This window comes from Moraxella equi (assembly GCF_002027555.1).
Taxonomy (GTDB): Bacteria; Pseudomonadota; Gammaproteobacteria; order Pseudomonadales; family Moraxellaceae; genus Moraxella; species Moraxella equi.
Map to the genome: position 1 here is coordinate 1 of NZ_MXAP01000047.1, position 25,989 is coordinate 25,989.

Sequence of the window (25,989 nt, forward strand, 5' to 3'; positions counted from 1 at the left end):
TTTTGCAGGGGGTCTAATAAGTATTTTTCAATTAAAGATAATTCTAAAAACTGGGCGTATGGGGGCGAACACAACACCCAAAAATCAAGACATTACATAGAGCAAATTGCAATTTTCCCCACAAATCCATCCAAAAATATCATCAATTAGCGATATAAAATTTTTAACAAAGGTCTTTTTATGAAACGCTTAACCTCTCTATTTATCATCACCATTCTACTAAGTGCTTGTTCTGCCATGCCCGATAGCACAGCTACCCATTCCACCGCCCAAGCCCAAACCACAGATGTCTCCCACGGGTCACAGCCTAATACCACAAGCCAGCTTAACCAAGAATGGTAACTGACCGCCGTACAAGGCGTGGATTATCAAGGCAGACCTGTCGCCACACTTGACTTGACCGACCCTGCCAAAGCCAGTGGTCATGCAGGGTGTAACACTCTAATGTTTGGCATCAGCGACATCCATGATGACACCTTACACATCAGCTCGGTGGCGTCCACTCGCATGGCATGCCCTGACATGAGATTAGAGCAGATACTGGGGCAACTCTTACCCACGCTCACGCATTATAAAGTCAGTACCACCGACCTGATACTTTCTAACAGCCAGGGTCAAGCATTATACTTTAAAGTGGTAAAATAACCTCATGTTGGTAAATATGCCATTTTAAAAAGACTTATTTTTCAAAGAGCTTAAAGGGCAAATCATTTTTGCCCTTTATCAAAACCATGCCTACTAATCACCATGTCAATTTAATCACTACGCCAATCGCTCAACCCTTAATTTTAGCACATCTTTTTAAATTTGCCCCAATCATCAAAAATGACTTATGTTTGGTATTTTATTTAAAAATAATACTTGACTTATTTCACAAAAAAAGTTAGGAAAATTGGCAAAAATATGGCATAATAGGCACTAATTTTGGGTTATCTGTGAACGACTGTCATACCCAAAACAACATATTCCCTTGCAAAGCGAACTTGCATTTACAATCACCAAACTCGGAGTTTTTATGTCAAAACCGACCATTGTTTATACCTATACCGATGAAGCCCCTGCCCTTGCCACGCACTCTTTACTGCCGATTATCCAAGCCTTTACCAAAAGCTCAGGCATTGACATCACCACCAGCGACATCTCTTTGGCAAGCCGTGTCCTATCTCAATTCCCAGAATATCTAAAACCTGAACAACAACGTGAAGACAGCCTAGCCAAATTGGGCGAACTCGTCACCAAGCCTGACGCCAACGTCATCAAACTGCCTAACATCTCAGCGTCCATGCCACAGCTTTTGGCGACCATCAAAGAGCTACAAGATGACGGCTATGCGGTGCCTAACTATCCTACCGAACCCCAAGACGACAAAGAACGTGACATCCAAGCCCGTTATGACCGTGTCAAAGGCTCAGCGGTAAACCCCGTTCTGCGTGAAGGCAACTCTGACCGCCGAGCTCCCAAAGCGGTGAAAAACTTCGCCAAAAAATTCCCACATTCTATGGGCGAGTGGTCAGCCGACAGCAAAACTCATGTCTCCACCATGAGCGATAACGACTTTTTCCACAACGAAAAAGCCATCACTCTCGACAAAGCCACCACCGTTCACATCGTCTTTACCGACAAAAACGGCAACAGCAAAGAGTTGCGTAAACCCCTACCGCTACTTGCTGGCGAGATTTTGGACGCCACCGTGCTAAACAAAAAAGCATTGGTCAAGTTCCTAGACGAGCAAGTCGCTGACGCCAAAGAAAAAGGCGTGCTATATAGCCTGCACATGAAAGCCACGATGATGAAAGTGTCTGACCCCATCATCTTTGGTCATGCGGTCAAATCATTCTTTAAGCCTGTCTTTGACAAATACGGCAAAGAGCTAGAAGATGCTGGTGTGAATGTCAATAACGGTTTTGGTGATTTGCTTGCCAAGCTTGACAACCTTGACCCTGCGGTCAAAGCCGATGTTGAGAAACTCATCGATGAGACCTACGCCAACAACCCTGATGTGGCAATGGTTGATTCCGACAAGGGTATCACCAACCTGCACGTTCCAAGTGACATCATCATTGATGCTTCTATCCCTGCGATGGTGCGTAGCTCTGGCAAGATGTGGAATAAAAATGGTGAACTTCAAGACACCAAAATCATCATTCCTGACAGCACTTATGCCCCTCTATATGAAGCTGTGGTTGAGTTCTGTAAAGAACATGGCGCCTTTGACCCAACCACGATGGGTACTGTGCCAAACGTAGGTCTGATGGCTCAAAAAGCCGAAGAATACGGCTCGCATGATAAGACTTTTGAGATTGAAGCGGACGGTAAAGTTGAAGTCAAAGACCAAAATGGCAATGTCCTACTGTCTCATGACGTTGAAGCAGGCGACATTTGGCGTGCTTGCCAAACCAAAGATGCCCCCGTCAAGGATTGGGTTGCTTTGGCGGTCAATCGTGCCAGACTGTCTAACACGCCTGCGGTATTCTGGCTCAACGAAAAACGAGCCCACAGTTTTGAGGTCATCAAAAAAGTCAATGCCTACCTTGCCGAGCTTGACACTGACGGTCTAGAAATTCACATTCTACCACTTGCCGCCGCCGCTAAGTTTACCCTAGAACGCTTGGTCGCAGGTCAAGACACCATCAGCGTTACAGGTAATGTCATGCGTGATTACCTGACTGACCTATTCCCTATCATGGAGCTTGGCACTTCTGCCAAGATGCTCTCTATCGTACCGCTTATGAATGGCGGCGGTATGTTTGAGACAGGAGCAGGCGGTAGCGCACCGAAACATGTTCAGCAGTTTAATAAAGAAAACTACCTGCGTTGGGACTCACTTGGCGAGTTCTTGGCATTGGCGGTATCACTTGAACACCTAGCCCAAAAAACAGGTAATCAAAAAGCCCAAATCCTAGCCGATGCCCTAGACAAGGCAACCGAAGAGCTACTGATGAACGACAAGTCGCCACAGCGTAAACTGGGCTCTATCGACAACCGTGGTAGCCACTTCTACCTAGCCAAATACTGGGCAGAAGCCTTGTCTGAACAAACGGACGACAAAGCCCTAGCCGACGAGTTCGCTCCCATTGCCAAAGCATTGAACGAACAAGAAGAAACCATCGTGAGCGAGCTAAATGGCGTACAAGGCGAGGCCGTTGAGACCGAAGGCTACTATTTTGCCAACCGTGATTTGCTTGACAAAGCCATGCGTCCAAGCGCTACCTTTAACGACATCATCGCCAAATTGGGCTAATAAGCCAATCAAAGCATGATGTTAAAGATGATAAAAATGCCGTCCTAGGATGGCATTTTTATTTGTTGCAAATTGTAATGATGGTTGCACCCCTGTACAAATTTGATATACTGACCATCATTTAACTTATTACCACTTATCATCATTTACCATTATTTATCATGAATCACACCACTGTCATCATCATTATTACTGTCGCTGTCAGCCTTATGGCATGGCAAAACAAAACGTTTCTTGGTAGGCTCATCTTCGACCCCATCTCCATCACTCGCCATAAGCAATACGACCGTTTTTTGACCAGTGGCTTTGTGCATGGAGACGGCATGCACCTGCTGTTTAACATGATTACGCTATACTTTTTTGGGCGCACCATGGAACGGTTTTATATTCATGAGCTAGGAGCGTTAGGCTTTGTGGGCTTTTATACCCTTGCCATCATCGCTTCTAGCATTCCTGACTACATCCGCCACAAAAACAACCCACGCTTTGCCAGTCTTGGGGCGTCAGGCGGTGTGTCGGCGGTGTTATTTGCCTTTATTCTGCTAGCACCATGGCAGACCATTTATCTGTTTTTTATCCCCATTCCTGCGATTATTTTTGCCATTGGCTACATCAGTTATAGCATTTGGGCGGACAGACGTGGTACAGGACGGATTAACCATCTTGCTCACCTATCGGGGGCGGCATTTGGCGTGATTGCCACCATCATCATCAAACCTGCCATTGTGATACATTTTGTGAATGCTTTGTTAAACCCTGCTTTTTTAAGGTGATTTAAGAACAAAAACAGACAACTTTTCATTGTCTGTTTTTTGTTTAAAGGCTTTAAAGACCAAGTAAAAACTTAGACAAATCCCATTGCCTTTGGCGAATAGCTGACAAGCAAATTCTTGGTTTGCTGATAATGCTCTAACATCATCTTGTGGTTTTCACGCCCAATCCCTGATTTTTTGTAGCCACCAAAGGCAGCGTGGGCAGGATAGATGTGATAGCAGTTTGTCCACACACGCCCTGCCTGTATCGCACGCCCTGCACGGTAGGCAGTCGTGCCAGAACGAGACCACACGCCCGCACCCAAGCCGTACATGGTGTCATTGGCGATTTGCATGGCTTCATCAAAGTCCTTAAAGGTCGTAACGGTCAAGACAGGACCAAAGATTTCATCACGGAACACCTGCATTTCATTAGTGCCTTTAAAGACAGTCGGCTCAATATAAAATCCACCATCTTCGTTCTCTTTACGCTCACCGCCACCCGTCAAAAGCTCCGCCCCTTCTTTTTGACCGATGTCGATATATTTTAGGATTTTGTCCTGCTGTTCTTGACTTGCCTGAGCCCCAATCATCGTCTCGGTATCAAGCGGATGTCCTGTTTTGATGTTTTTAACCCGTTCAATGGCACGCTTGATAAACTCATCAGCAATACTCTCATGCACCAACGCACGAGACGGACAAGTACACACTTCGCCTTGGTTTAGGGCGAACATGGCAAAGCCTTCTAGGGCTTTGTCCAAAAACTCATCATCTTTGTCCATGACATCAGCAAAGAATATGTTGGGCGATTTACCACCTAGCTCCAAGGTAACAGGGATGATGTTTTCGGTTGCGTATTGCATGATGTATTGACCGACTTCGGTCGAGCCTGTAAAGGCGATTTTGCTAATGCGTGGGTTCGTGGCAAGTGGTTTACCCACCTTTAAGCCGTCCCCATTGACGATGTTTAGCACGCCTTTTGGCAAGATGTCTTCGATGAGCTCGGTCAGCACAAGGATGCTCACAGGCGTTTGCTCGGCAGGTTTTAGCACGATACAGTTGCCTGCTGCCAGTGCAGGGGCGATTTTCCATGCCGCCATAAGAATGGGGAAATTCCAAGGAATGATTTGCCCAACCACGCCCAACGGTTCATGAAAATGATAAGCCACCGTGTCATGGTCAATCTCGCTGATACCGCCTTCTTGGGCTCTAATGCACCCTGCAAAATAGCGAAAATGGTCAATGGCAAGGGGAATGTCCGCCGCCAACGTCTCACGCACAGGCTTGCCATTCTCCCACGTCTCGGCAACGGCAAGCGTCTCCAAGTTCTCTTCTAGGCGGTCGGCGATTTTTAGTAAGATATTGCTTCGCTCCATGGGGGATGTCTTACCCCAAGCGTCCTTGGCAAGGTGTGCGGCATCTAGGGCAAGCTCGATGTCTTCGCTGGTGGAGTCTGGCACTTTGGCAAAGGCTTTGCCGTCCACAGGCGAGATGTCGTCAAAATACTCGCCTTTGACAGGGGCAACCCATTCGCCACCGATGAAGTTTTCATATTGGGATTTGAAGTTGACTTTTGAGCCGTCTGTATTGGGATTGGCATAACGCATACAATTTCCTTATAAACATGGTAAACGAAAAGCAAGGTGTATTAACCTGCGACTTGCACCTATCCGCTTGCCAATTTACCTAAGTACAAATTACCTAAGTACAAACCCACCCAAGCTGTTGGCATTGCCGATATGTACAGTTGTAAATTATCTTAAAATTGACCAAATTGCAAGGGTGAAATGTTGTTTGATTGTAAAAATGATTTTGTTAAATTTCTAAATTTCAGTATTGACAGAAATTATAAAAATATCTAAAATAATCATAAATTCTAACAAGGTAAAACACCATGAAACTCTCCCCCACCACCGAAAATTTTGTCCTGCATTGGGGCGAAATGGGCAGTAAATGGGGCGTAAACCGCACGGTCGCCCAAATTCATGCCCTATTATTCATCACAGCAAAGCCCATGAACGCCGAACAAATCGTAGATACGCTCGGGGTCGCTCGCTCCAACGTCTCAAGCAGCATTAAGGAACTACAAAGCCTAAATCTTGTGCAGACCACGCACATATTAGGCGACAGACGAGACTATTTTACCACTAACACTGATGTATGGGCTCTGGCTCGGGTTATCGTAGAAGAACGCTACAAAAGAGAGCTTGCCCCTACCGTGCAGTTTTTAGATGAACTCATGAATACGCCTGAATTTGAACTGGAAAATGAAGGGGTCAAACAACGCATTAAGGACACGCACGGCTTTGTGGATACGCTCACCACTTGGGCAAATGAAATGCTAAAACTCTCCACAAATACGCTCAATAAAATCCTAAAACTTGGGGCAACGGTGCAGAAGTTTTTAAAATAAGAAAATAAAATGCAAAATAGCAAACCCTATCCCACCAAAAAAGTAATTTTTACTTATGGCTTGATTGCTCCATTTATTGGCTCATTGATTTATATACTCATGTCTTTTATGGCAAATATTGGTAATTTACCCAATTTATCAAGTCTGGGATTGGCTATTTTACAACTTATCATCATCATTGGCACTTTATTATCAATTATTCCAGCTTTTATAACAGGTTTTTGGATTGCAAAAAATAAAACATATATCAGATACAAGAAAGATTATGCTTATTTATTTGCCAAAGGTTTGATTTCTTGTTGTGTGTTTTTAATTCTGCTTGCGATTTTATTTAGCATCAATGATGTGATGTCAGGATTGCCCTTTGAGTATTTGCCGGAAAGAATTTATGTTAATTTTTTAAAAGAATATCAAGCCATGTTGATATTTGCAATCATTGGCGGAATATCAGCGATAATTTGTGGTAAATTATTTTTGCCAAAATTACCTAAAAACTTTGATAAATAGGACAGTAAAATGGCAACCAAAAAAGAAATCTTAGCTTATGCCAAACAACATGGCTTTATTTATCCAAAAGAAAAGGTGATTTTATTATTTATCTTGTTGGGCGGTGCGGTAGGTGGTTTTGTTGCCATATTATCAATGGGACTATGGCTATTATTGATATCCATTCTTAAAAATCCAAGTGGCATATTTGATTACCTTCAATATTTTATCGTCTCATTTTTAACAATACCCTTATTTATGCTTTATGGCATATTGCTTGGTTTTATTCCTGCTTTATTGACAAGCATTTATTTATCCATAAAAGAATTTATTATCATTGAGACAAAAGATTATGGATTTTTGTTTTTAATTGGTAGTTTATCCGTGTTATTTTCTATCACTATCTTAATCATCATAGCTGACCCAAATCCATTTATCTTTGATTTTAATGATACTATACTAACCATATTATTAGCTATCATTGGCGGAATATCAGCGATGATTTGTGGTAAATTCTTTTTACCAAAATTACCCAATAATTTTTAATTTTTTTTGCATTATTATTTCTGTTTTAACAGAAATTTCAAAAGGAAATATCATGAAACTCACCATGTTCTATGACAGCAGTTGCACCCTATGCCGTAGCGAAGCAATGTCTTTATGGCATCTGAGTGGTGGCGATATTATCATCATCAGCGTATCGGACGGTCAAAACGAGCTTGCCCAAGCAGGTATCAGCTACCAAGAAGCCATGACTCATCTGTGCGTCAAAAACGAATGGGGAGCTTGGTACAAAGGCATGGAAGCGGTGCGAGTGTTGTATAAAACGGCAAATATACGACTATTTGGCGTGGGGGCGTTTTGGTTATTTAATCTGCCCGTAATGTATGCCTTATTAAATATCGCCTATCCGTATTTTGCCAAACGCCGTCATTTAATCCCTGCCTATTTGGTAAAATGGTGGTATGGGGCGGTTTATGATATAAAATTAAATAAAATCAATGACTTATGTGATACTGGCAACTGTTATATTTATCCAAAACCTTAACGCCCAACGGCATTGGGGGCATCTCGTGCTAGGCTTTTATCCAATTCTATTTTTAGCCAGAGATTGGGTAATGGGCTATCACAAACACGGGCATTATAAGTTTGTCGTTGGCTCAATAGACGTTTCATTTTTTGGCGTTTGCGTTTTAGAACGGACGGTTTTTCATAACAGCCCAAACGTTTTTTATACCAACGCCTTGCTTTATTATAATAGACCTTTTGATGAAAGTTGGTTAAGGCATTATCAAGAGTCTCAAAATCTTGGGGGTAAATGGTTGTCAAAGTAGGTATTTTTAGACTTATGTTTGTCTTTTAGAAAGGTTTATCATAGCAGGTTTTTATAACATTAACAATCATTACATTTTAAAAATACTTTTTAACTTTTTAATTTCACGTTTTAATTTTAAAAACAATCCATGACAATATCAAAACAAAAGCAGACACCAACAATCCCGACATAAACATCAGCATAAAACCCTTAAAATATGGTATATAATAAAACCCTGCTATCATCGTTAAAATTTTTATCGCCAATAACGCCACCACAAATTCTGTAAGAATGCTAAATTGTAATAAAATCCTACCCATTGCCATGTCATGTAATATCAGACTAAATGTCGGATAATGTGCTAAGGCATATTTATCTATCATCACATAAATAGGCACAAATACCAATACGCCCAATATTAAACTTAATATCTCCACCCAATGACTAAAATAACCCCCAAAAGACCCCAAGAATAAAAATCCAACGATTGCATTGGAGCATACCAGACCTGTCCATTTTAACCAAATATTATTCATCTTTTATCCCCATTATTTTTTAAATAATCACCAAAAGTCATTATTGTCATAAGCACCACCGTTAATATCGCCCCCACAAAGGACAATACCCCACCTGTTACCACCGTTAAGAAGAACGCCCCAAAAAATCCTATGTCTGCTGGGTGAGTACTTACATCAAAACCCATGATGCCGCCAACCAATACAAATGCCATACCACCTGCAAATATATCCACAACCATAATTAACTGCATGAATACTCGAATAACCACGCTAATCCATAAAAATTTTCTAAATCGTTCATATTGATAATCCAACGCATATTTATCCAAAAATACATAGATTGGCACAAATACCCAAATCCCAAAAAAGATACCTGCACAATATGTCAAATCGCTAAAACCAATAAAAAATCCATTGATTGCCAACCCAAAAATGGCATTTAACCATACCAATGCCGTCCATTTTAATCAAAGATGTTTTATGTTATATTCTGTTGCCACGTTATGCCTTTTTGTGTTGATAAATTGGTAGTATTATAATCACTTGCTCTTTGTATGATTGTGAAAAAATCATGGAAAAGTCATGGAAAAATAACAAACCCTACAGAATTTTTCATGGTTTGCCAAATTTTTTTCATCTATTTTTTTACATTTATCCGCCAAAATGGGGTATAATTTTCCGCCAAATATCTATGTAAAATTCAGATATTCTCGCCTTACGATGTAGAGTTTTGCTCATTCTGTCAAGCCTAGATTTGCCCTTTTGTTTTTTGGCAAATAATGAAAAGCCACCAGAATGTCGTAAGTTTTTTTAATCTATTTAAGTGATTTTTTATGAATTATCAATTATTTACATCAGAGTCCGTTTCCGAAGGACACCCTGATAAAATGGCAGACCAAATCTCAGATGCCATACTTGATGAGATTTTGACCCAAGACAAGGACGCTCGTGTGGCGTGCGAAACCCTGACCAAAACAGGGGCGGTTGTGCTTGCGGGCGAGATTACCACCACCGCCAACATTGATGTGGAAGCCATCGTCCGCCGTACGGTCAATAAAATCGGCTACAACCATAGCGATTTGGGCTTTGACGGGTCAAGCTGTGCGGTCATCAACATGATTGGCAAGCAGTCGCCCGAGATTGCCCAAGGCGTGGACAGAAGCCACCCCGAAGAGCAAGGGGCAGGCGACCAAGGCTTGATGTTTGGCTATGCATGCGTTGAGACAGACGTACTTATGCCTGCTCCCATTCAACTCTCACACCGCCTAATGGAACGCCAAGCCGAACTGCGTAAAAACGACACGCTGTCATGGCTACGCCCAGACGCTAAGGCACAGGTAAGCCTACGCTATGATGACAATCATCGCCCACTAGCGGTAGATGCGTTGGTACTATCCACTCAGCATGACCCCGACATCAGTCAAGCCGACCTATATGAAGCGGTCATGGAAGAGATTATCAAACAAGTCATTCCTGCCGAACTGCTCCACGCAGGCACAAAATACCACATCAACCCAACGGGCAAATTCGTCATCGGCGGTCCTGTGGGGGATGCAGGTCTGACTGGACGTAAAATCATCGTGGATACCTATGGCGGTATGGCTCGTCATGGGGGCGGTGCGTTTAGCGGCAAAGACCCGTCCAAGGTGGACAGAAGTGCTGCCTATGCAGGGCGTTATGTCGCCAAAAACATCGTGGCGGCAGGGCTTGCCGACCGCATTGAAGTGCAAGTGTCCTATGCCATTGGCGTGGCAGAGCCGACTTCTATCTCGGTCAATACCTTTAACACAGGCAAGGTGTCTAATGATGAGATTATCCGCCTTATTCGCACCCATTTTGACCTACGCCCCTATGGTATCACTCGTATGCTAGACTTGCTACAACCCATGTACGAAATCACGGCAAGTTATGGGCATTTTGGGCGACATGGCACGGACAATGCCTTTACTTGGGAAAAAACCGATAAAGTAGAAGCGATTAAAGCGGATACGAATTGGTGATTTGCCAAAATATATCCAACAAATTTGATGTTTACCACAGGCTTTGTGGGGCGTGCTTTCCACGCCCTTGATGATATGGCGATTTATCGGACATGCTTAGCACGTCTCTACACCCACATATTATAAATTTGTGGCAATTTTAAAGTTCTTTATCTATAAAAGCCAGTCAAAAACTGGCTTTTGTTAATTTTTATCAACCTTATGGAAAATTTATGTCAAACCTTAACGAACAAATGACCAACAACACCGCCGAATTACCCCAAGATGCCAATGCCTTTTTTGAGCGGGCGGACAGCGTGATTACCCTTGCCAACAGCCAATTATCGCCAAACTCCCACGCAGGGCAAGTGGCAGCGTCTTTGACTTATGCCGCTGCTCGTTTTGCGGTGTCAGCAGCGAGCATTGGTTTTGTCAAGGGGTCGGATTTTGTCAAAGAAAAAGTGGACATTATCGCTTTTTATACCGAGCGATACCAAAAAATGCTTAGCGATAATATCGATGATTATGCCGAGAATTTTGAGAAATACACAGGGATTAAAAAGTAGCGTTAATGATATTTTAAAACCAATGGTATCTTAAAAAGATTGTTAGGGGCGGATATAAATTATTCGCCCTTATGATAGCATTTTAAATTACCCCAGACATAACCATGAGCGATAAAATCCCCCTACCCTTAATCTTATACCCCAAAAAGCGAGTGCATTGGGTGTTGATTGTGTTTTATATTTTTTTGGCGGTATTATTTGGTTTGGGATTTTGGGTTGCCAAAGATGAATTTTTTATCAGAATTTTATTTGGTGTTTTATTTTTGATTGCTTTGGGTTTTGCTTTTTATCAGTTTTTTAAAGTGGTCAGAGATGAGTTTTTCTTTGTTATTGATAAAGACCACCTTTCATTTTTTCACATCACACAGCAAGCAATTTATTTTAGGGATATTCAAGCCCACAACCAAGATGTTGGCATATTGGATTATCAAAGCTATCGTGATTTTAAATTTTGGCACATACAAATCCATAAAAATAATGATATACAACAAATATCTTTGAATGCCTATCGCCACAATCATTTACATCTTGATGAAAAACAGCTATTTGACCTAATCAATCAAGCCTATCAGGGTCGAGATGTTTTAATCATTCCCACAACAAAAATGGGAATTTTTGACAGAGTCAATGTAGGCGGTTTATTGATGATTGTCTTTATGACAAGTATGCTATTATTGGCGATTATCATGGGAATTAAACACGCATGAGCAATAAAATCCCCCTACCGATAGAGCTTTATCATTCCAATAAATTCCTGCTATTTTCTTTGGCTTTTGGCAGTGCGATGTTTTGGCTTGGGCGGACTGTTAGTGTGATTGCTGACGAATGGTTTATTATTGTCATCTCTATTATATTCATGGCTTTTGGAGCATTGATTGTCTTGGTATGTATCATCTCTTTCATCAACCCCAAGCCCGTTTTGGTAATTGCCCGTTATCGCATTAGTGGCGGACATGAATTATTAAAAAGATTATTTAATAAAAATAACGCCATTGCTTTTAAAGACATTCGCTCGTTAGAATTGGATTATCATACTCATCAAGACGTGAAACATTGGCATATTGCTATCTTATTAAATACTGGCAAAAAATTACACCTGCCGATTAGAAGTATGAAATATGAAACAGTAATGATAAATGAAAAAGAAATCTTTCATCTTATCAATCAAGTTCATCAAGGCAACATACCGCCCACATTTGAAGATTTTGATATGGACATTCATGACCGAATGACAACATGGGGATTGTTTATGATTGGTTTTGTGGTGCTGATATTGGTTGTTGGTCATTTGATGAAATGACGGTAAAAACATGGTTAATTTTCGCTTGCCCCTATATCTATATCCTACCCAACGCTCCCTTGTGATACAGCTTTTTATTTTTGCCGTTTGTATCGGGGCGACTTATTGTTTTTGGTATGTGTTATCTGATGTTGGTAGTTGGTTTATCAATGGGGCTATTTTATTATCGGGCTTGTTTTGGTTATTTTTTCTGATTATCTTTTTAAAAAATTTAATCACCAAAAAACCCATGCTTATCATTGATAAAGATTATATCATTGGTCGGGGTATTTTTAATGATAAACTCATAGAGTTTGACGACATTGCGGATTTATCACTGCACATTCAAGCAAATCACCGTTTTGGATTTATGGTGTATCGCATGGATATAAGCTTAAAGACAGGCGATGATGAATTTTTGGTATTAAATACTTGCCGTTATGGACGAACACTCATCAACGAGAAAGAGATTTTTGCACTCATCAAACAAATTCATAAAGGCACAACACCGCCACGTTATGAGCCGTTTTATATCGGTAATGACGAACGCATGACATCAACCGCCAAAGTGTATTGGACGGTTATGGCGATTGGGGCGGTATGGGTTGCATACAAGATATATACGCTATAACAAAAATCCGCCCAACCTTGATTGAGCGGATTTTATCATCTTGCAAATTGGCTTTGATAAGTCTTTAACTTTGACGATAATTCGGAGCTTCTTTGGTAATCTGCACATCATGAACGTGCGACTCTTTCATGCCTGCCGATGTTACTTTGATAAACTCAGGTTTGGTGCGTAGCTCTTCGATGGTGGCACAGCCTGTATAACCCATGGACGAACGCAGACCGCCCGCAAGCTGATTGATGATGCCTGTTACCGAGCCTTTGTATGGCACACGCCCTTCAATGCCTTCTGGGACAAGTTTTTCCACGCCTTCTTTGGCATCTTGGAAATAGCGGTCAGACGAGCCATTTTGTCCGCTCATCGCCCCAAGCGACCCCATGCCACGATACGCCTTATAATAGCGACCTTGATACAGCTCCATCTCCCCAGGGGCTTCTTCTGTCCCTGCTAAGAGTCCGCCCACCATGATACAGCTTGCCCCTGCCGCCAGAGCCTTTGCCATGTCGCCAGAAAAACGAATACCACCGTCAGCGATGAGCGGAATACGCTCTTGCAAGGCAGTCGCCACATTATCAATGGCACTAATCTGTGGCACGCCAATGCCTGCGATGATACGAGTGGTACAGATAGAGCCAGGTCCAATGCCGACTTTGACAGCGTCCGCCCCAGCGTCTAGCAGAGCAAGGGCAGCATCGCCTGTGGCAATGTTACCGCCGATGACTTGAATATGGGGGTATTTTTTCTTGACAAAGGCGACTTTGTCAATCACGCCACGGCTATGACCGTGAGCGGTATCCACCACAATCACGTCCGCGTTCGCTTCCACCAACGCTTCCACACGAGCTTCGGTGTCCGCCCCTGTACCAACTGCCGCCCCCACACGCAAGCGACCTTGGGCATCTTTGGCAGCGTTCGGGTTGTTTTCGGCTTTGCTAAAATCATTGACAGTAATTAGCCCTTTTAGGCGAAATTCATCATCAATCACAATCACTTTTTCAATGCGGTGCGTGTGCAGTAAGCGTTTGATGTTCTCGGTAGATTCGCCTTCTTTGACGGTAACGAGCTTATCTTTTGGGGTCATCACATTTTTGACAGGTTGGTCAAGGTTGGTCTCAAAACGCAAATCACGGTGCGTTACAATCCCCACCACTTGACGGTTGTCATCCACCACAGGCACGCCTGAGATGTGGTTTTCACGAGTAATGCGAAGTAGCTCGCCCACGCTTGTGTCGGGGCTTACAGTAATGGGGTCGGCAACTGTGCCTGCTTCAAACTTTTTGACATGGCGGACACGGCTGGCTTGACGAGCGATGTCCATATTTTTGTGGATAATACCCATACCGCCAAGCTGTGCCATGGCGATTGCCATTTTTGATTCGGTAACGGTGTCCATCGCCGCCGATAGGATTGGCAAATTTAGGTTAATCTCACGAGTCAGGCGAGTGGATAGACTCACATCTTTGGGTAACACTTCTGAATAAGCAGGTAGTAGCAGTACATCATCAAAGGTCAATGCTTCATAACTTAGTCTTAACATAACAGCCCCTTATGGCAAAAAATGAAAAAAATACACATCAAAAAACCGAAAAAGGCTAAGCAGTCATCTGCCTAGCCTTTGGATATACGGTTGCTTGTTCGTTTTAGCATTGTGTATCGGTTTGTGCGTGTAAAATTAGCGGTGCATTATACGCCAGATTATCCGATTTGGCAAATGTTTTTTTATGATTTATAATAGGGCTTACCATCCCATCCAATACAGACCAACTTTGGACTAATTATGAGATACTTTATTCTTACCTGTGCCTTAGCATTAACCGCTTGCACCGCCCCAAACACTGCGGATAACACCAATACACCCACCACCCCAAAGCCCACGCTTGATGTTGAACAGCCTGTTTGCACCATGGAATATATGCCTGTGTGTGCCACGCTTGAACAAAACGGACAACAGTTTACCAAGACCTTTGGCAATCGCTGTTCGGCTCACAGTTTTATCCCAAAAGATACCAAAGTCATCAAGGTAGATAATGGGGCGTGTGAATAAGGTGCCAAGAAAGGTACTTGGTACGCACCATAAAACATCACATCAACCCTTACCCCATTTTGGAATACAGCAATGAAAACCCAACATCTTATTTTGGCACTAGGCATGGTGCTGTCCATTACCGCCTGTTCTACGCCTAGCACCTCTTCTGTCTCCACCACCATCTCCCAGCCCACTCATGATGACACACCTTTTAATCATGGCATGCCAAAACTAAAAAAGCCCATACGACATTGCACCATGGAATATATGCCTGTGTGTGCCACGCTTGAACAAAACGGACAACAGTTTACCAAGACCTTTGGCAATCGCTGTTCGGCTCACACTTTTATTGATGAAGGGGTAACTGTCGTAGATGTGCGTGATGGCGACTGTGACCCAAGCAAACAAGCACTGATGAGATTCAGTCGTTGATAACAGAAATTTAATACAGGTTGAATGTCTCCCATCGCAAGCTCTGCCATATATGAATTTTATATAAATACGGAGAAAATATAATGAAATTTATTATTATAACAATATTAATGACTTCATTGTTATCTTGCGGTTATGATAAAACTCAGCATCATGTCACTTCAAAAATTAATACTACTAATACAGACAAGAGTACGACCGTTATGTCATACAAAAAATAAATGACATCGCAATAAATAGCGTCATTGATGATAACGAAAAAACGAAAAGACTGTTGTTGGACTTGGTGCCAGAAGCAGATCGCATGAATGATGAGAATGAAAAATACAAAGCATTATTACAAATATATACATTAACAGATGTTCACAAAGCCATAGATTTTATTGATGAAGTTCTTAGGAAAAACCCCGATCATTGGTTACTTATTTATAAATGCCAACTTATGAAAATCAATAATTACGACAATGATAAGGTAACAAATTGCTTTTCTCATATCGCCAAAAAAGCAAAAGAAGAAATTAAGAAAAATAACTATAACAAAAAAGACAACCCAAAAGAAATTTTGTCTTACTATCTGTCTGAAATAAATGCTGGAAATGTGGCGTATATTCAAAAATCAAGAGATTTATTGGATGAAATATCAGACACAAAAAAGAAAGATGAGTTGTATCAAATTTTTAATAGCCAAATAGATATTGAAAATTAACATCTTTATTATTTGGTTTTATGTATTAAAATCACCCATAAATAATGACGTAAAGCTGTTAATATCACTAAACAATAAACCATTACACCCCCAACACATTTATCAATAGCCCCACCGCCCAACCGATCACTATCGCCAACAGCCATATCATCTCACTTCTTTGAGTGCGTTTGGTTTTGTAAAACCGCCAAGACAAAGGCGTGGCGATAAATGCAACGGCAAATCCTACCAACATATGACCTGTTGGCATGACACAACGTTGTATCCCAGTGTTATCGATAAAGCAGTTAGAGCCAAACAAAAAGGCAAACAAAGCACCACCAAACCAAAACACCCAAACCCCCACCACAAAAAACAGCACGGCAAAAATACCGTCAGCGACTTTTTTGGCTTCTTTGGCAAAGACAATATAAGCAGTCATCACAAACATCATCATACCCAGCACCATCAATCCGCCAAATGTCATCACATCATTTGCCAACAATGCACTACCACCGCCAATAATAAGGCGATGATATGGGTAATAATCATGGGCGTTTTATTACCATCTATTCCTTACTAATGAAACTTTAAAATTTATTGCAATACATTCTTTCTAATATGTTCAATACAAGGTTTAAATACCTGAGAAAGCACCTTCATTTCATCAATCAGAAAATCAACTGCTTTTTGCCAAGTGTCTTTATCAGCCAATCCAACGCCTGACAACTCCTTTTTGATTCGACAAGCATTTTTATTATCCAACCTTCCCCAAATTAAAGCTCCTATCTCTTTTTCAATACTCTCTTTTTGCTCATGCAATGTATCAAAAATCAATTTATTTTTCTCAGCTTGACTGGTAATTGAAATATACAGTTCCACCCTTGCACAGTTTTTATTAAAAACCAAATTAAAACTTAATCCAGAAATACCTGCTCCTGCCGAAATCCAATTCTGTGGCAATGGGCTAATTTCAGAAAACAGATGAAAATTTTTATCTTTGCATTGACTGATAACTAAATTCCAAAACTCTATATGTCTATCTCGTAAATTGTTTTGAATAATTTGCTCTTCTTGATTTTTTTCAGCCATTCTAATCATAAACTCTTCCGTTTCTTTAATAGGAATAATTTGCTCCATATCCAAAAAGACCTGCTCATTCAATTCATAAAGTGTAGCTTTAAAACATTGAATACGCATATTGCATTTTGTCATTAACCAAAGTACAGTTGAAGTTACTTCTTTTCGATAGTCTCCTGAAATTAAAATGATACGTTGATTTTTATTTAATTGAATATCATCAAAGCTATCCACATCAAGAAAATCCGATATTGATTCTTCGGGGTCTTTTTCACTCATGCCATTTTGAACTAGATACTTTTGATAAATATCTTTAATTTGATATTTTGACAAAGTAGAGCAATAAGATGCATATTTTAACGCTTGCCATGTAGCATCACGACCACTATCATCACGTTTATTTTCAATAATAACCAAATTACCTTCTTTATCCAACGCCAATAAATCTAAACGCTCCTTAGTGCCATCAAATCCATCAAATTCTTTTTGGATAAAAAGTAAATCCTCTCCTAACGAATGTGGATTCTTTTCAATCCAAACTTGCAAATGACTAAGCTCCGAAAAACCTAATTCGGCAAATTTTTTTGATGAAATTTCAGAAATGGAATTGGTTTGTCTATCTACGGTAAACACTTAAAATCTCCTCAAAAATAACTTAAATTCTCCGCCAGCTCGTCCCCGCCCTGCTGTCTTCTAGCTCCACGCCTTTTTCTTTTAGCTCGGCACGGATTTGGTCGGCAAGGGCAAAATCCTTATCAGCTTTGGCTTGTTTGCGTTTATCAATCATCGCCAAAATCTCGCTTTCAGAAATGCTCTCATCGCCAATTTGGGCTTGCAAAAAGGTTTGGGGGGCGGTTTGGGCGATATTTAGCACGCTTGCTAGGGTCTTTAACATCACGGCAAATCGCTGTCCGCCTGCCATGTCGTCCGCCTTGACCGCTTTATTTATCTCGCCTGCAATCTCAAACAAGATACTCACCGCTTGGGCGGTGTTAAAGTCGTCATTCATCGCACGCACAAAGGCTTGCCCGTACTCACTTCCCCACGCTGTCTCGTCCGTGCCTACCGCATCAAACGGTTTTAGGGCGTGATATAGGCGTGATAAGGCGGTGTGGCTTTCTTTTAGGGCGGTGTCTGAGAAGTTAATCGGACTGCGATAATGACTAGATAGAATAAAAAAGCGAATGGTCTCGGCATGAAAATCCTGCAACACTTCACGAATGGTAAAGAAGTTGTTTAAGGATTTGCTCATTTTTTCTCCGTCCACATTGACAAAACCAACGTGTAGCCAGTTGTTGGCGTAGGGTTTGCCTGTCGCCCCTTCGCTTTGGGCAATTTCGTTTTCATGGTGCGGAAACTGCAAATCATGCCCACCGCCATGAATGTCAAAACTCTCGCCCAAACAGCAGGTACTCATCGCACTGCACTCAATGTGCCAACCAGGGCGACCCAAGCCCCACGGACTTTGCCAATGCGGTTCGGACGGTTTGGCGGATTTCCACAGCACAAAGTCAAAAGGGTTGTCCTTGTCGTCCACCGTCTCCACCCTTGCCCCTGCTTGCATGTCGGCAAGTTTGCGTTTGGAGAGTTTGCCATAGTCGGGGAAATTTGCCACCTTATAATACACATCGCCACTTGCCCCCTGATAGGCTAAGTCTTTGGAATGTAAGGTATTTATCATATCCAGCATCTGGGGAATGTGGTCGGTCGCTTTGGGTTCGCTGGTCGGACGTAAGCACCCTAGACGGTCAGCATCTTCGTGCATGGCTTTGATAAAACGCTCGGTCAGCTCGCCAATGGTTTCGCCGTTTTCGCCTGCTCGTTTGATAATTTTGTCATCAATGTCGGTGATGTTGCGGACGTAGTTCACGTCAAAATAACGAGACAACCAACGATAAATCACATCAAAGCTCACCATGACCCGAGCGTGTCCGATATGACAATAATCGTACACCGTCATGCCACAGACGTACATACCCACTTTGCCGTCATGGATAGGAACAAACCGCTCTTTTTGTGCCGATAGGGTGTTATAAAGGTGTAAATCGCTCATGGTGTGCCTTTTGGGTAACTGGTGTAAATAAAAGCCTTTATCATAGCAGAATTTGGGGGAAAGTGCTATAATTTACCAAAAATTAACCAAGGTCATCACATGAGATATTTACCACTGGCATTACTTGGCTATGCCATGTGTGCATCGGCAGTCAATGTCTATAACCCAAATGATTTTTCCGATATCAAGACCTTGGATAACGTCAGAGACGTTGTGTTATATGGCGTACATTTTGACCATGTGCTACTGCAAAATACAGAAGCCTGCATAAAGCCTTCTGCCGATTTTGAATTTGTAGAATGTCCAAATCACCAAAGGCTTGCTCGGGTCGGTAATTATGTCCAAACCCCTTTTGGTCAAGCCCCCTACCCTTTGGGCATGATAGACAAAGACGGCAAATTATTGCTAGATAATATTTACCACAAAATCCATATCCCCGAAAGCTTACAAGCCATCGCCACCGATGTCAGCCCCCAGTCTTTTGTCATTACCACCTTGAACCTTGACGGCTTAGATAAGTTAAAGGCAAGCGATGAGTCTGATACTGCAACCATCATTGATGAGAGAATGCGATACGCCTTGGTTGATACCAAAGGCAGAATGATTGTGCCATTTGGGCGTTATGATAACATCATCAATGGGCACGATGATGTATTTACTGTCGAAAAAGACGGGCTGTATGGTGTGATAGACGCACACGGTCATGAAATCATCACACCCATGCATGACAACCTAGTCATGTTTTATCAAGGATTTTCAGGTTTATATAAAAATGGCAAATATGGCATCATCAATTTAAATAATGAAACCGTGATTGATTTTAAATACAACGTCATTTATATGCTTAAAAGCGACAGTGGCGATATGTTTTTTAATGCGGTGATGGACAACACGTCTTGTTTGTACAACAGTCAAGGCGAAAAAATTTTTGAATTAACCTACCCTGATAAGCATGAGATTTTTAGGGATGACATCAATACATTTCAAGGTAAGGATTTTTTTATCATCGCTCCTGATTTTTATAAATCAAGCGGTCAAGTGGGACTAATAGACACCACTGGCAACGTGATATTGCCTTTTGAATATGACGGCATTTATCCATTTTTGACGGGTCTTACATCTGACCTTGACATGGATGATAACCCACAATACATCAAAGCCATTAAAAAAGATGGGGTTTATTTTTATGACACCACAGGCAAACTCATCAAGCATACTCATCCTTGACATTGATGAGCATTATTAGGACAATGGATAAATTTTGACTTTAAAAAGCACCACAAAAAAATACCCCAAATCACTTTGGGGTATCTTGCCTTTTTATCACTTACCACAAAAGATTAGTAAGTCTCATCCGTCTCAACGATGGTAATCTCGTTACTGGCAGGCTTTTCTGCCTTAGGCTCGGGTTTGGGTTCAGTTTTAGGCTCAGCTATTGGCTTGGACTCTGTTTGAGCTTGGGTATCCGCTTTTGGCTTGGTCTCAGATCTTGGTTCGGACTTTGGTTCAGGTTTGGGCTCTGGGTTTGGCTCGGTATTTTGTGGTGTGCCACTTGGGACATCCTCAGGCTGCAAAATCGCCTCCTCAGGTCTTGGTGTCTGGGTAGGTTCAGGCACTGATGGCAATTCCACAGGGCGGATTTGCACCGTTGGGGCAGGCACGATGTCGCTTAATGATTTGCCAATTTGGGCAGTTTCACGTTTGGCATTGGCTTGGTTTTGGCGATTCATCGAACGCACCGCTGTCGCCATGGTTTCAGACGCCAGTGCGATGACGGGTGTATTGTTATCAATGGCAAGCGCCTCGCCGTCCGCTTGGAAGACAAAATCTCCCACCAGACGATTACCACCCATGAGACTCACGTCTTTTTCGATGGCTTGGTCTTCTAGGCTTGCCACGCCTGCCCCGCTAAACGTCTTATTGGCAAAGGCAATCTCTTCGTTAGGCAGGACGACATGAAGCTGTCCACGGCACTCACCACCGTCTTCGCTGACGTTTTGCAGGTCAATGTCTAGCCCCGACAGGCGTGCCTTTAACTGCAATGACAGCTCATCACTCGCCCCATTGCCCAGTCCACGCACAGATGCGGTGTAGAGCTCATCACGCACAAGGCTGACGACACGGTTTTTTAGGCTGACATCATCACAGACCACCGCAGGACGATCGACCACTTCGGGGGTCGCAACCTCAATCTCTGCCTCGGCTTGTGGCTCAAGACTGTCTTTTTTAGTGCAACCAACCATGCCAGTCAATGCAAGGGCAACGGCAGACACACAGGCTAAATGGTTAAACGTTTTCATGGCTTATCTCAAATTTGGTTTAAAATTCACTTATAAAATAACTTTAAAAAGTGGTCGCCACTTGATACAATGACGCCCAACAAGGCGGTATCATCAAGGCAAAACGTAGCCATTATACCACGCCAAACCTATTTGCCAAATTATTTTTTATCATGAATCAGCCTATCCCCCACGCCCATTTTAATGACCGTAATTTTAATGACATTGCCGACCATTTTGCCAAAAAAGTCTATGGCGGTCTCAAAGGTCAAATCCGCCTTGCCGTGTTAGAGCGAGATTTGTCTGAGCATTTACCCAACCGTCCGCTTCGGGCGTTGGACGTGGGAGCAGGACTTGCCCAAATCAGCCTAAACCTTGCCACCCGTCATGACGTCATCATCAGCGACATCTCCGATGAGATGATACAAAAAGCCCAAACCACCGCTTGTAAGCTTAACGTTTCGCCCCGTTTTATCGTGGCTCCTTATCAAGAACTCACAAGCCTTTTAAAGGGACAAACATTTGACCTAATCTTATGCCATGCTGTCCTAGAATGGCTTGGCGAACCTGCCAAAATCATGGCGTTTTTTGATGAATTTTTGGCCGATGATGGTTATTTGTCGTTGTGCTTTTATAACCCTGCCAGCATGATTTATCGCAACCTTATTATGGGCAATTTTTATCAATTAGAACGCCCCAAGCCTGCCGACAATAAAAGCCTAACCCCAAACAATCCTGTATCTTATGACACGGTCAAATCATGGCTTGATGACGGGGGATATACCACCCTTTGCCAGTCGGGGATACGAGTGTTTTCTGACTACGCTCCCTTAAAACGTGGCGGACACAACAACCCTGATGATGTCGTGGCAATGGAGCTTAACTATTCCCAAACCCACCCTTTTTGGCAAATGGGGCGGTATTTGCATATTTTGGCGAAAAGATAGGAGCTAAAAACACTTACCCTTTTTCTTTTGAAAAAACATCTTTTTCCAAAAAGACATCGCCCTGCTCATAAGGATTTTCATACTCCTTGACCGCTTGCAAGTCCCGAATGTTCTTTTGAATGGTAATCACCGCAAAGAGCGACAAGGTAAACGCCATAAAATAATAACCCTTCTCGCTAAGTAGCAAAGTGGCGTTCCATAGACCCACGGTCATCAGTAACACCGCAAGCCCCAACGCCACCCAACTAATGCCATAATAAATCCCCGACACAGGGATATTTTCTGCTTTATCACGAATGGTCTTTTGTAGGCTAATCGCCGCATACAGCCCCAATGCCAACACCGCAAAATAATAACCCTTTTCGTTTAACATCATCTCGGCATTCCACAGACCAACCAAGAAGCCAAGCACACCCACGCCCAGCACCGCCCAAGACGCACCGACATAAGCCGATGTTGGTTTATTAATGATTTGCATGGTTTTTCCTTTTATCATTTAAAAAATTGATAGATATTTTTAGAATTTTGAATAATATAGCAAAATAAAGCAAAACGGACAAGTGTACTTTATGGCATGATTTGGCTTTTGGCATTGACCATGTTATAAACAATTTATAAACAACAATACGATTTTTGACCCAATTTTTCATAAAATCATCGCACTGCCTTGCAATTTGCCACGCCCGCCACCATAACAGGCTGACATTATAAGAATTTATTTGGAGTTTATCATGTCTGATAACCAAACCTTGCCCCTACTTGCCGTGCGTGATGTCGTGGTCTATCCACACATGCAAATCGCCCTATTTGTGGGGCGTGAGCAGTCCATTAACGCCATACAGCTTGCCAATGAGAGCTTTGATGGTCATCTGCTTGTGGTCTCACAAAAAGACTCGCTGTCAGAAGAGATTAACACCGACAATCTCTACCGCTTTGGCACGGTGTGCAGAGTCATTAGCACCATGCCCCACGACGCTGACGAAAACTGCCTAAAAGTACTCATCGAAGGACAGACTCGTGCCGAAGTGGCAGGCGTTGATATTGATGAGACACATAACGCTTTTGTGGCGGTATTTCATGAACAGCCTGTTACCGACACGCTCGGCGATGATGACAAAGAAGCTCACAAAAAGGTATTGATGGATTTTTTTGCCAGTTTTGCCGAAGAGAACCTACGCAACGGGCGTGAGATTACCCGTGTGGCAGGCAAGATTAGCGACTTGACCGAACTCATGTACTTTATCGCCACTCGGGTGTCCATGCCCCTTGACAAGAAACAAACACTCCTTGAAGATGGCGACATTATGGATTATTACCACACGCTGACCGAGTTTTTTGTGAGCAATCATGCCGAGCAGTCGCTTGAAAATGAACTCCAAGAAACCGTGCGTAAGCAAATGGAAAATAATCATCGTGAGTATTTTTTAAATGAAAAAATGAAAGCGATTAAATCCGAGCTGTCCGATTTAAATGACGGGGCGGACGAAGAAGATGGCGAGCTTGAAAAACGCCTAAAAGAAGCCGACCTACCTGATGATGTCCGCAAAAAAGCCGAAACCGAATTTAAAAAGTTAAAGCAAATGCCCCCAAGCTCATCGGAGGCGTCTGTGGTGCGTGGCTATGTGGAGTGGATACTTGACACCCCATGGAAAAAAGCAAGCAAGGTGTCTATTGACCTAAATAAAGCCAAAGAAACCCTCGACAAAGACCACTATGGGCTAGATGATGTCAAAGACCGCATTGTTGAGTACCTAGCGGTGCAATCTCGTGTCAAAAAACTGCGAGGCCCTATCCTGTGCCTAGTAGGTCCCCCAGGGGTTGGTAAAACGTCGCTTGGCGAGAGTATCGCTCGTGCCACAGGGCGTAAGTTTGTGCGTATGGCGTTGGGCGGTGTGCGTGATGAAGCTGAGATTCGTGGGCATAGACGTACCTATATCGGAGCGATGCCTGGTAAAATCGTACAGTCCTTGGCAAAAGTAGAAGTTAAAAATCCGCTATTTTTGCTTGATGAAATTGACAAAATGGCACAGGATTATCGTGGCGACCCTGCGTCTGCTTTACTAGAAGTGCTTGACCCATCTCAAAACAACAGTTTTAATGACCATTATCTTGACTTAGATTTGGATTTGTCGGAGGTCATGTTTATCTGTACTGCCAACAGCATGAACATACCGCCAGCCTTGCTTGACCGCATGGAAGTCATTCGTCTGCCCGGCTACACCGAAGACGAAAAAATGAACATCGCTCACAACTATCTCACCCCCAAAGCCCTAGAACAAAACGGACTTGGTAAAGATGAGCTGGACATTACCGATGATGCCATTCTTAGCATTATCCGCCACTATACTCGTGAGGCAGGCGTGCGTAACCTTGAACGTGAGATTAACAAAATCAGCCGTAAAGCGGTGCGTTCGCAGGTTGAGACTTATGGCATTAAACCCAAAAAAGGCACGAAAATTGAGCCGTTATCGGTAACGGACGACAACATTGCCGATTATTTGGGGGTTAAACCCTTTGACTTTGGCTTGGCAGAAAAAGAGCCTGAGATTGGGCGGATTACAGGGCTTGCGTGGACATCGGTGGGCGGTGAGCTACTGACCATTGAGACCGCCACCATGCAGGGCAAGGGCGAGCTTGTCTTTACAGGGTCGCTTGGCGATGTCATGAAAGAGTCTATCCGTGCCGCCATGAGCGTGGTGCGAGCAGGAGGCGAACGCTTTGGTATCAGCTATGATAAGTTCAAAGACACCGACATTCATGTGCATATGCCCGAAGGTGCCACGCCCAAAGACGGTCCGTCCGCAGGTATCGCTCTAACCACCGCTTTGGTGTCCGCCTTTACAGGCATTGCCATTCGTGCCGACATCGCCATGACAGGCGAAGTTACTTTGCGTGGTAAAGTGCTAAAAATTGGCGGTCTCAAAGAAAAACTGCTTGCCGCCCACCGTGGCGGTATCAAGCATGTGCTTATCCCCAAGTCCAACGAGCCTGACCTTGCTGACATTCCTGACAACGTCAAAGAAGGCTTGACCATTCAAGCGGTTGAGACCATTGACGAAGTCCTAAAAGTCGCCCTAGTCGCCCCGCTCATGCCTTTAAAGCCGAGCGTGGTGGTGAAGGCAGGCGAGCAGGCGCTCAGAAGCTGATTAAAAAAGAAGCCTTAAAGCACCCCAAAACCCTGTCCATTGGCAGGGTTTTGTTGTGGGTACATTTTGGCTTGTCTCTATATCCAAAATCCGCTAAGATAGGGAGAATTTCTCTTATTTTTCCTAACTTATCTTAATTGGCGATAACCATGAAACAACTTCCA

Annotated in this window: 29 protein-coding genes; 19 read left to right on the forward strand and 10 right to left on the reverse strand. The window is 42.8% G+C overall.

Features of this window, described 5'->3' with window-relative positions:
* Positions 1–180: 180 nt before the first annotated feature.
* The 4 genes from B5J93_RS13475 (at position 181) to B5J93_RS04720 (ending at position 4,014) form a co-directional block, all read left to right on the forward strand.
* Complete coding sequence (locus B5J93_RS13475) at positions 181–342, forward strand: hypothetical protein (protein ID WP_158080688.1); 162 nt, start codon at positions 181–183, stop codon at positions 340–342.
* On the forward strand, positions 343–645 hold the full coding sequence (locus B5J93_RS04710; protein WP_079325049.1) for an META domain-containing protein: 303 nt from the start codon (positions 343–345) through the stop codon (positions 643–645).
* Between the two features lie 370 nt (positions 646–1,015).
* Positions 1,016–3,241 carry an NADP-dependent isocitrate dehydrogenase gene (locus tag B5J93_RS04715; protein WP_079325051.1) on the forward strand — a complete coding sequence of 742 codons (2,226 nt, stop codon included), beginning with the start codon at positions 1,016–1,018 and terminating at the stop codon, positions 3,239–3,241.
* Between the two features lie 161 nt (positions 3,242–3,402).
* Complete coding sequence (locus tag B5J93_RS04720; protein ID WP_079325053.1) at positions 3,403–4,014, forward strand: rhomboid family intramembrane serine protease; 612 nt, start codon at positions 3,403–3,405, stop codon at positions 4,012–4,014.
* A 71-nt stretch (positions 4,015–4,085) separates the two neighbouring features.
* Here the strand turns inward: B5J93_RS04720 and exaC are convergent, their stop codons facing one another.
* Positions 4,086–5,600: an acetaldehyde dehydrogenase ExaC gene (gene exaC / locus B5J93_RS04725; protein WP_079325055.1), complete on the reverse strand. Its 1,515-nt coding sequence runs from the start codon at positions 5,598–5,600 to the stop codon at positions 4,086–4,088.
* A 287-nt stretch (positions 5,601–5,887) separates the two neighbouring features.
* On the opposite strand from exaC, the gene B5J93_RS04730 reads away from it, so the two are divergent.
* The 4 genes from B5J93_RS04730 to B5J93_RS04745 are packed head-to-tail and all read left to right on the forward strand — an operon-like array spanning position 5,888 to position 7,940.
* Entirely contained in the window at positions 5,888–6,406 is a 519-nt protein-coding gene (locus B5J93_RS04730) for a GbsR/MarR family transcriptional regulator (RefSeq protein WP_079325057.1), read from the forward strand.
* Between the two features lie 9 nt (positions 6,407–6,415).
* Complete coding sequence (locus B5J93_RS04735; RefSeq protein ID WP_079325059.1) at positions 6,416–6,913, forward strand: hypothetical protein; 498 nt, start codon at positions 6,416–6,418, stop codon at positions 6,911–6,913.
* Between the two features lie 9 nt (positions 6,914–6,922).
* Positions 6,923–7,438, forward strand: coding sequence for a hypothetical protein (locus B5J93_RS04740; RefSeq protein WP_079325061.1), 516 nt, complete (start codon positions 6,923–6,925; stop codon positions 7,436–7,438).
* A gap of 52 nt (positions 7,439–7,490) precedes the next feature.
* A complete protein-coding gene (locus tag B5J93_RS04745) occupies positions 7,491–7,940 on the forward strand; it encodes a thiol-disulfide oxidoreductase DCC family protein (protein ID WP_079325063.1) in 450 nt (149 codons plus the stop codon).
* Here the strand turns inward: B5J93_RS04745 and B5J93_RS04750 are convergent.
* The 3 genes from B5J93_RS04750 to B5J93_RS04760 all read right to left on the reverse strand — a co-directional run bounded on the left by B5J93_RS04750 (position 7,937) and on the right by B5J93_RS04760 (position 9,072).
* Positions 7,937–8,221, reverse strand: a complete 285-nt coding sequence (locus tag B5J93_RS04750) for a 30S ribosomal protein S21 (RefSeq protein WP_079325065.1) — start codon at positions 8,219–8,221, stop codon at positions 7,937–7,939. The two genes, B5J93_RS04745 and B5J93_RS04750, sit on opposite strands and share 4 nt — an antisense overlap.
* Positions 8,222–8,329: 108 nt before the next feature.
* Complete coding sequence (locus tag B5J93_RS04755) at positions 8,330–8,743, reverse strand: hypothetical protein (protein ID WP_079325067.1); 414 nt, start codon at positions 8,741–8,743, stop codon at positions 8,330–8,332.
* Positions 8,740–9,072, reverse strand: coding sequence for a hypothetical protein (locus tag B5J93_RS04760; RefSeq protein ID WP_143823493.1), 333 nt, complete (start codon positions 9,070–9,072; stop codon positions 8,740–8,742). The genes B5J93_RS04755 and B5J93_RS04760 overlap by 4 nt, the downstream gene beginning before the upstream one ends.
* A gap of 486 nt (positions 9,073–9,558) precedes the next feature.
* Between B5J93_RS04760 and metK the strand changes: the two genes are divergently transcribed.
* From metK to B5J93_RS04785, 5 genes are all read left to right on the forward strand, one after another.
* Positions 9,559–10,725 carry a methionine adenosyltransferase gene (metK, locus tag B5J93_RS04765; protein WP_079325071.1) on the forward strand — a complete coding sequence of 389 codons (1,167 nt, stop codon included), beginning with the start codon at positions 9,559–9,561 and terminating at the stop codon, positions 10,723–10,725.
* A gap of 212 nt (positions 10,726–10,937) precedes the next feature.
* A complete protein-coding gene (locus B5J93_RS04770) occupies positions 10,938–11,270 on the forward strand; it encodes a DUF3144 domain-containing protein (RefSeq protein WP_079325072.1) in 333 nt (110 codons plus the stop codon).
* A 104-nt stretch (positions 11,271–11,374) separates the two neighbouring features.
* Positions 11,375–11,977 carry a hypothetical protein gene (locus B5J93_RS04775; protein WP_079325074.1) on the forward strand — a complete coding sequence of 201 codons (603 nt, stop codon included), beginning with the start codon at positions 11,375–11,377 and terminating at the stop codon, positions 11,975–11,977.
* Complete coding sequence (locus B5J93_RS04780; protein ID WP_079325075.1) at positions 11,974–12,570, forward strand: hypothetical protein; 597 nt, start codon at positions 11,974–11,976, stop codon at positions 12,568–12,570. The genes B5J93_RS04775 and B5J93_RS04780 overlap by 4 nt, the downstream gene beginning before the upstream one ends.
* Positions 12,571–12,580: 10 nt before the next feature.
* Complete coding sequence (locus tag B5J93_RS04785; RefSeq protein ID WP_079325077.1) at positions 12,581–13,180, forward strand: hypothetical protein; 600 nt, start codon at positions 12,581–12,583, stop codon at positions 13,178–13,180.
* A gap of 64 nt (positions 13,181–13,244) precedes the next feature.
* On the opposite strand, the gene guaB is transcribed toward B5J93_RS04785, so the two are convergent.
* A complete protein-coding gene (gene guaB, locus B5J93_RS04790) occupies positions 13,245–14,714 on the reverse strand; it encodes an IMP dehydrogenase (RefSeq protein ID WP_079325079.1) in 1,470 nt (489 codons plus the stop codon).
* Between the two features lie 240 nt (positions 14,715–14,954).
* On the opposite strand from guaB, the gene B5J93_RS04795 reads away from it, so the two are divergent.
* The 3 genes from B5J93_RS04795 to B5J93_RS04805 all read left to right on the forward strand — a co-directional run bounded on the left by B5J93_RS04795 (position 14,955) and on the right by B5J93_RS04805 (position 16,341).
* Positions 14,955–15,221, forward strand: a complete 267-nt coding sequence (locus tag B5J93_RS04795) for a hypothetical protein (protein ID WP_079325081.1) — start codon at positions 14,955–14,957, stop codon at positions 15,219–15,221.
* A 72-nt stretch (positions 15,222–15,293) separates the two neighbouring features.
* Entirely contained in the window at positions 15,294–15,635 is a 342-nt protein-coding gene (locus B5J93_RS04800) for a hypothetical protein (protein WP_079325083.1), read from the forward strand.
* A gap of 304 nt (positions 15,636–15,939) precedes the next feature.
* A complete protein-coding gene (locus B5J93_RS04805) occupies positions 15,940–16,341 on the forward strand; it encodes a hypothetical protein (protein WP_079325085.1) in 402 nt (133 codons plus the stop codon).
* An 82-nt stretch (positions 16,342–16,423) separates the two neighbouring features.
* On the opposite strand, the gene B5J93_RS04810 is transcribed toward B5J93_RS04805, so the two are convergent.
* The 3 genes from B5J93_RS04810 to cysS all read right to left on the reverse strand — a co-directional run bounded on the left by B5J93_RS04810 (position 16,424) and on the right by cysS (position 19,453).
* Entirely contained in the window at positions 16,424–16,810 is a 387-nt protein-coding gene (locus tag B5J93_RS04810) for a hypothetical protein (RefSeq protein ID WP_143823494.1), read from the reverse strand.
* A 107-nt stretch (positions 16,811–16,917) separates the two neighbouring features.
* On the reverse strand, positions 16,918–18,033 hold the full coding sequence (locus B5J93_RS04815; protein WP_079325089.1) for a DUF4268 domain-containing protein: 1,116 nt from the start codon (positions 18,031–18,033) through the stop codon (positions 16,918–16,920).
* Between the two features lie 22 nt (positions 18,034–18,055).
* Complete coding sequence (gene cysS, locus B5J93_RS04820; RefSeq protein ID WP_079325091.1) at positions 18,056–19,453, reverse strand: cysteine--tRNA ligase; 1,398 nt, start codon at positions 19,451–19,453, stop codon at positions 18,056–18,058.
* Positions 19,454–19,552: 99 nt separating this feature from the next.
* Here cysS and B5J93_RS04825 point away from each other — a divergent pair, with 99 nt between their 5' ends.
* A complete protein-coding gene (locus B5J93_RS04825) occupies positions 19,553–20,680 on the forward strand; it encodes a WG repeat-containing protein (protein ID WP_079325093.1) in 1,128 nt (375 codons plus the stop codon).
* A gap of 113 nt (positions 20,681–20,793) precedes the next feature.
* Here the strand turns inward: B5J93_RS04825 and B5J93_RS04830 are convergent, their stop codons facing one another.
* On the reverse strand, positions 20,794–21,753 hold the full coding sequence (locus B5J93_RS04830; protein ID WP_079325095.1) for a hypothetical protein: 960 nt from the start codon (positions 21,751–21,753) through the stop codon (positions 20,794–20,796).
* Positions 21,754–21,905: 152 nt separating this feature from the next.
* Between B5J93_RS04830 and B5J93_RS04835 the strand changes: the two genes are divergently transcribed.
* Positions 21,906–22,679, forward strand: coding sequence for a methyltransferase domain-containing protein (locus B5J93_RS04835; protein WP_079325097.1), 774 nt, complete (start codon positions 21,906–21,908; stop codon positions 22,677–22,679).
* A 13-nt stretch (positions 22,680–22,692) separates the two neighbouring features.
* Here the strand turns inward: B5J93_RS04835 and yiaA are convergent, their stop codons facing one another.
* A complete protein-coding gene (gene yiaA / locus B5J93_RS04840) occupies positions 22,693–23,157 on the reverse strand; it encodes an inner membrane protein YiaA (protein ID WP_079325099.1) in 465 nt (154 codons plus the stop codon).
* Between the two features lie 253 nt (positions 23,158–23,410).
* Here yiaA and lon point away from each other — a divergent pair, with 253 nt between their 5' ends.
* A complete protein-coding gene (lon, locus tag B5J93_RS04850; protein ID WP_079325103.1) occupies positions 23,411–25,825 on the forward strand; it encodes an endopeptidase La in 2,415 nt (804 codons plus the stop codon).
* The last annotated feature ends 164 nt before the right edge of the window (positions 25,826–25,989 follow it).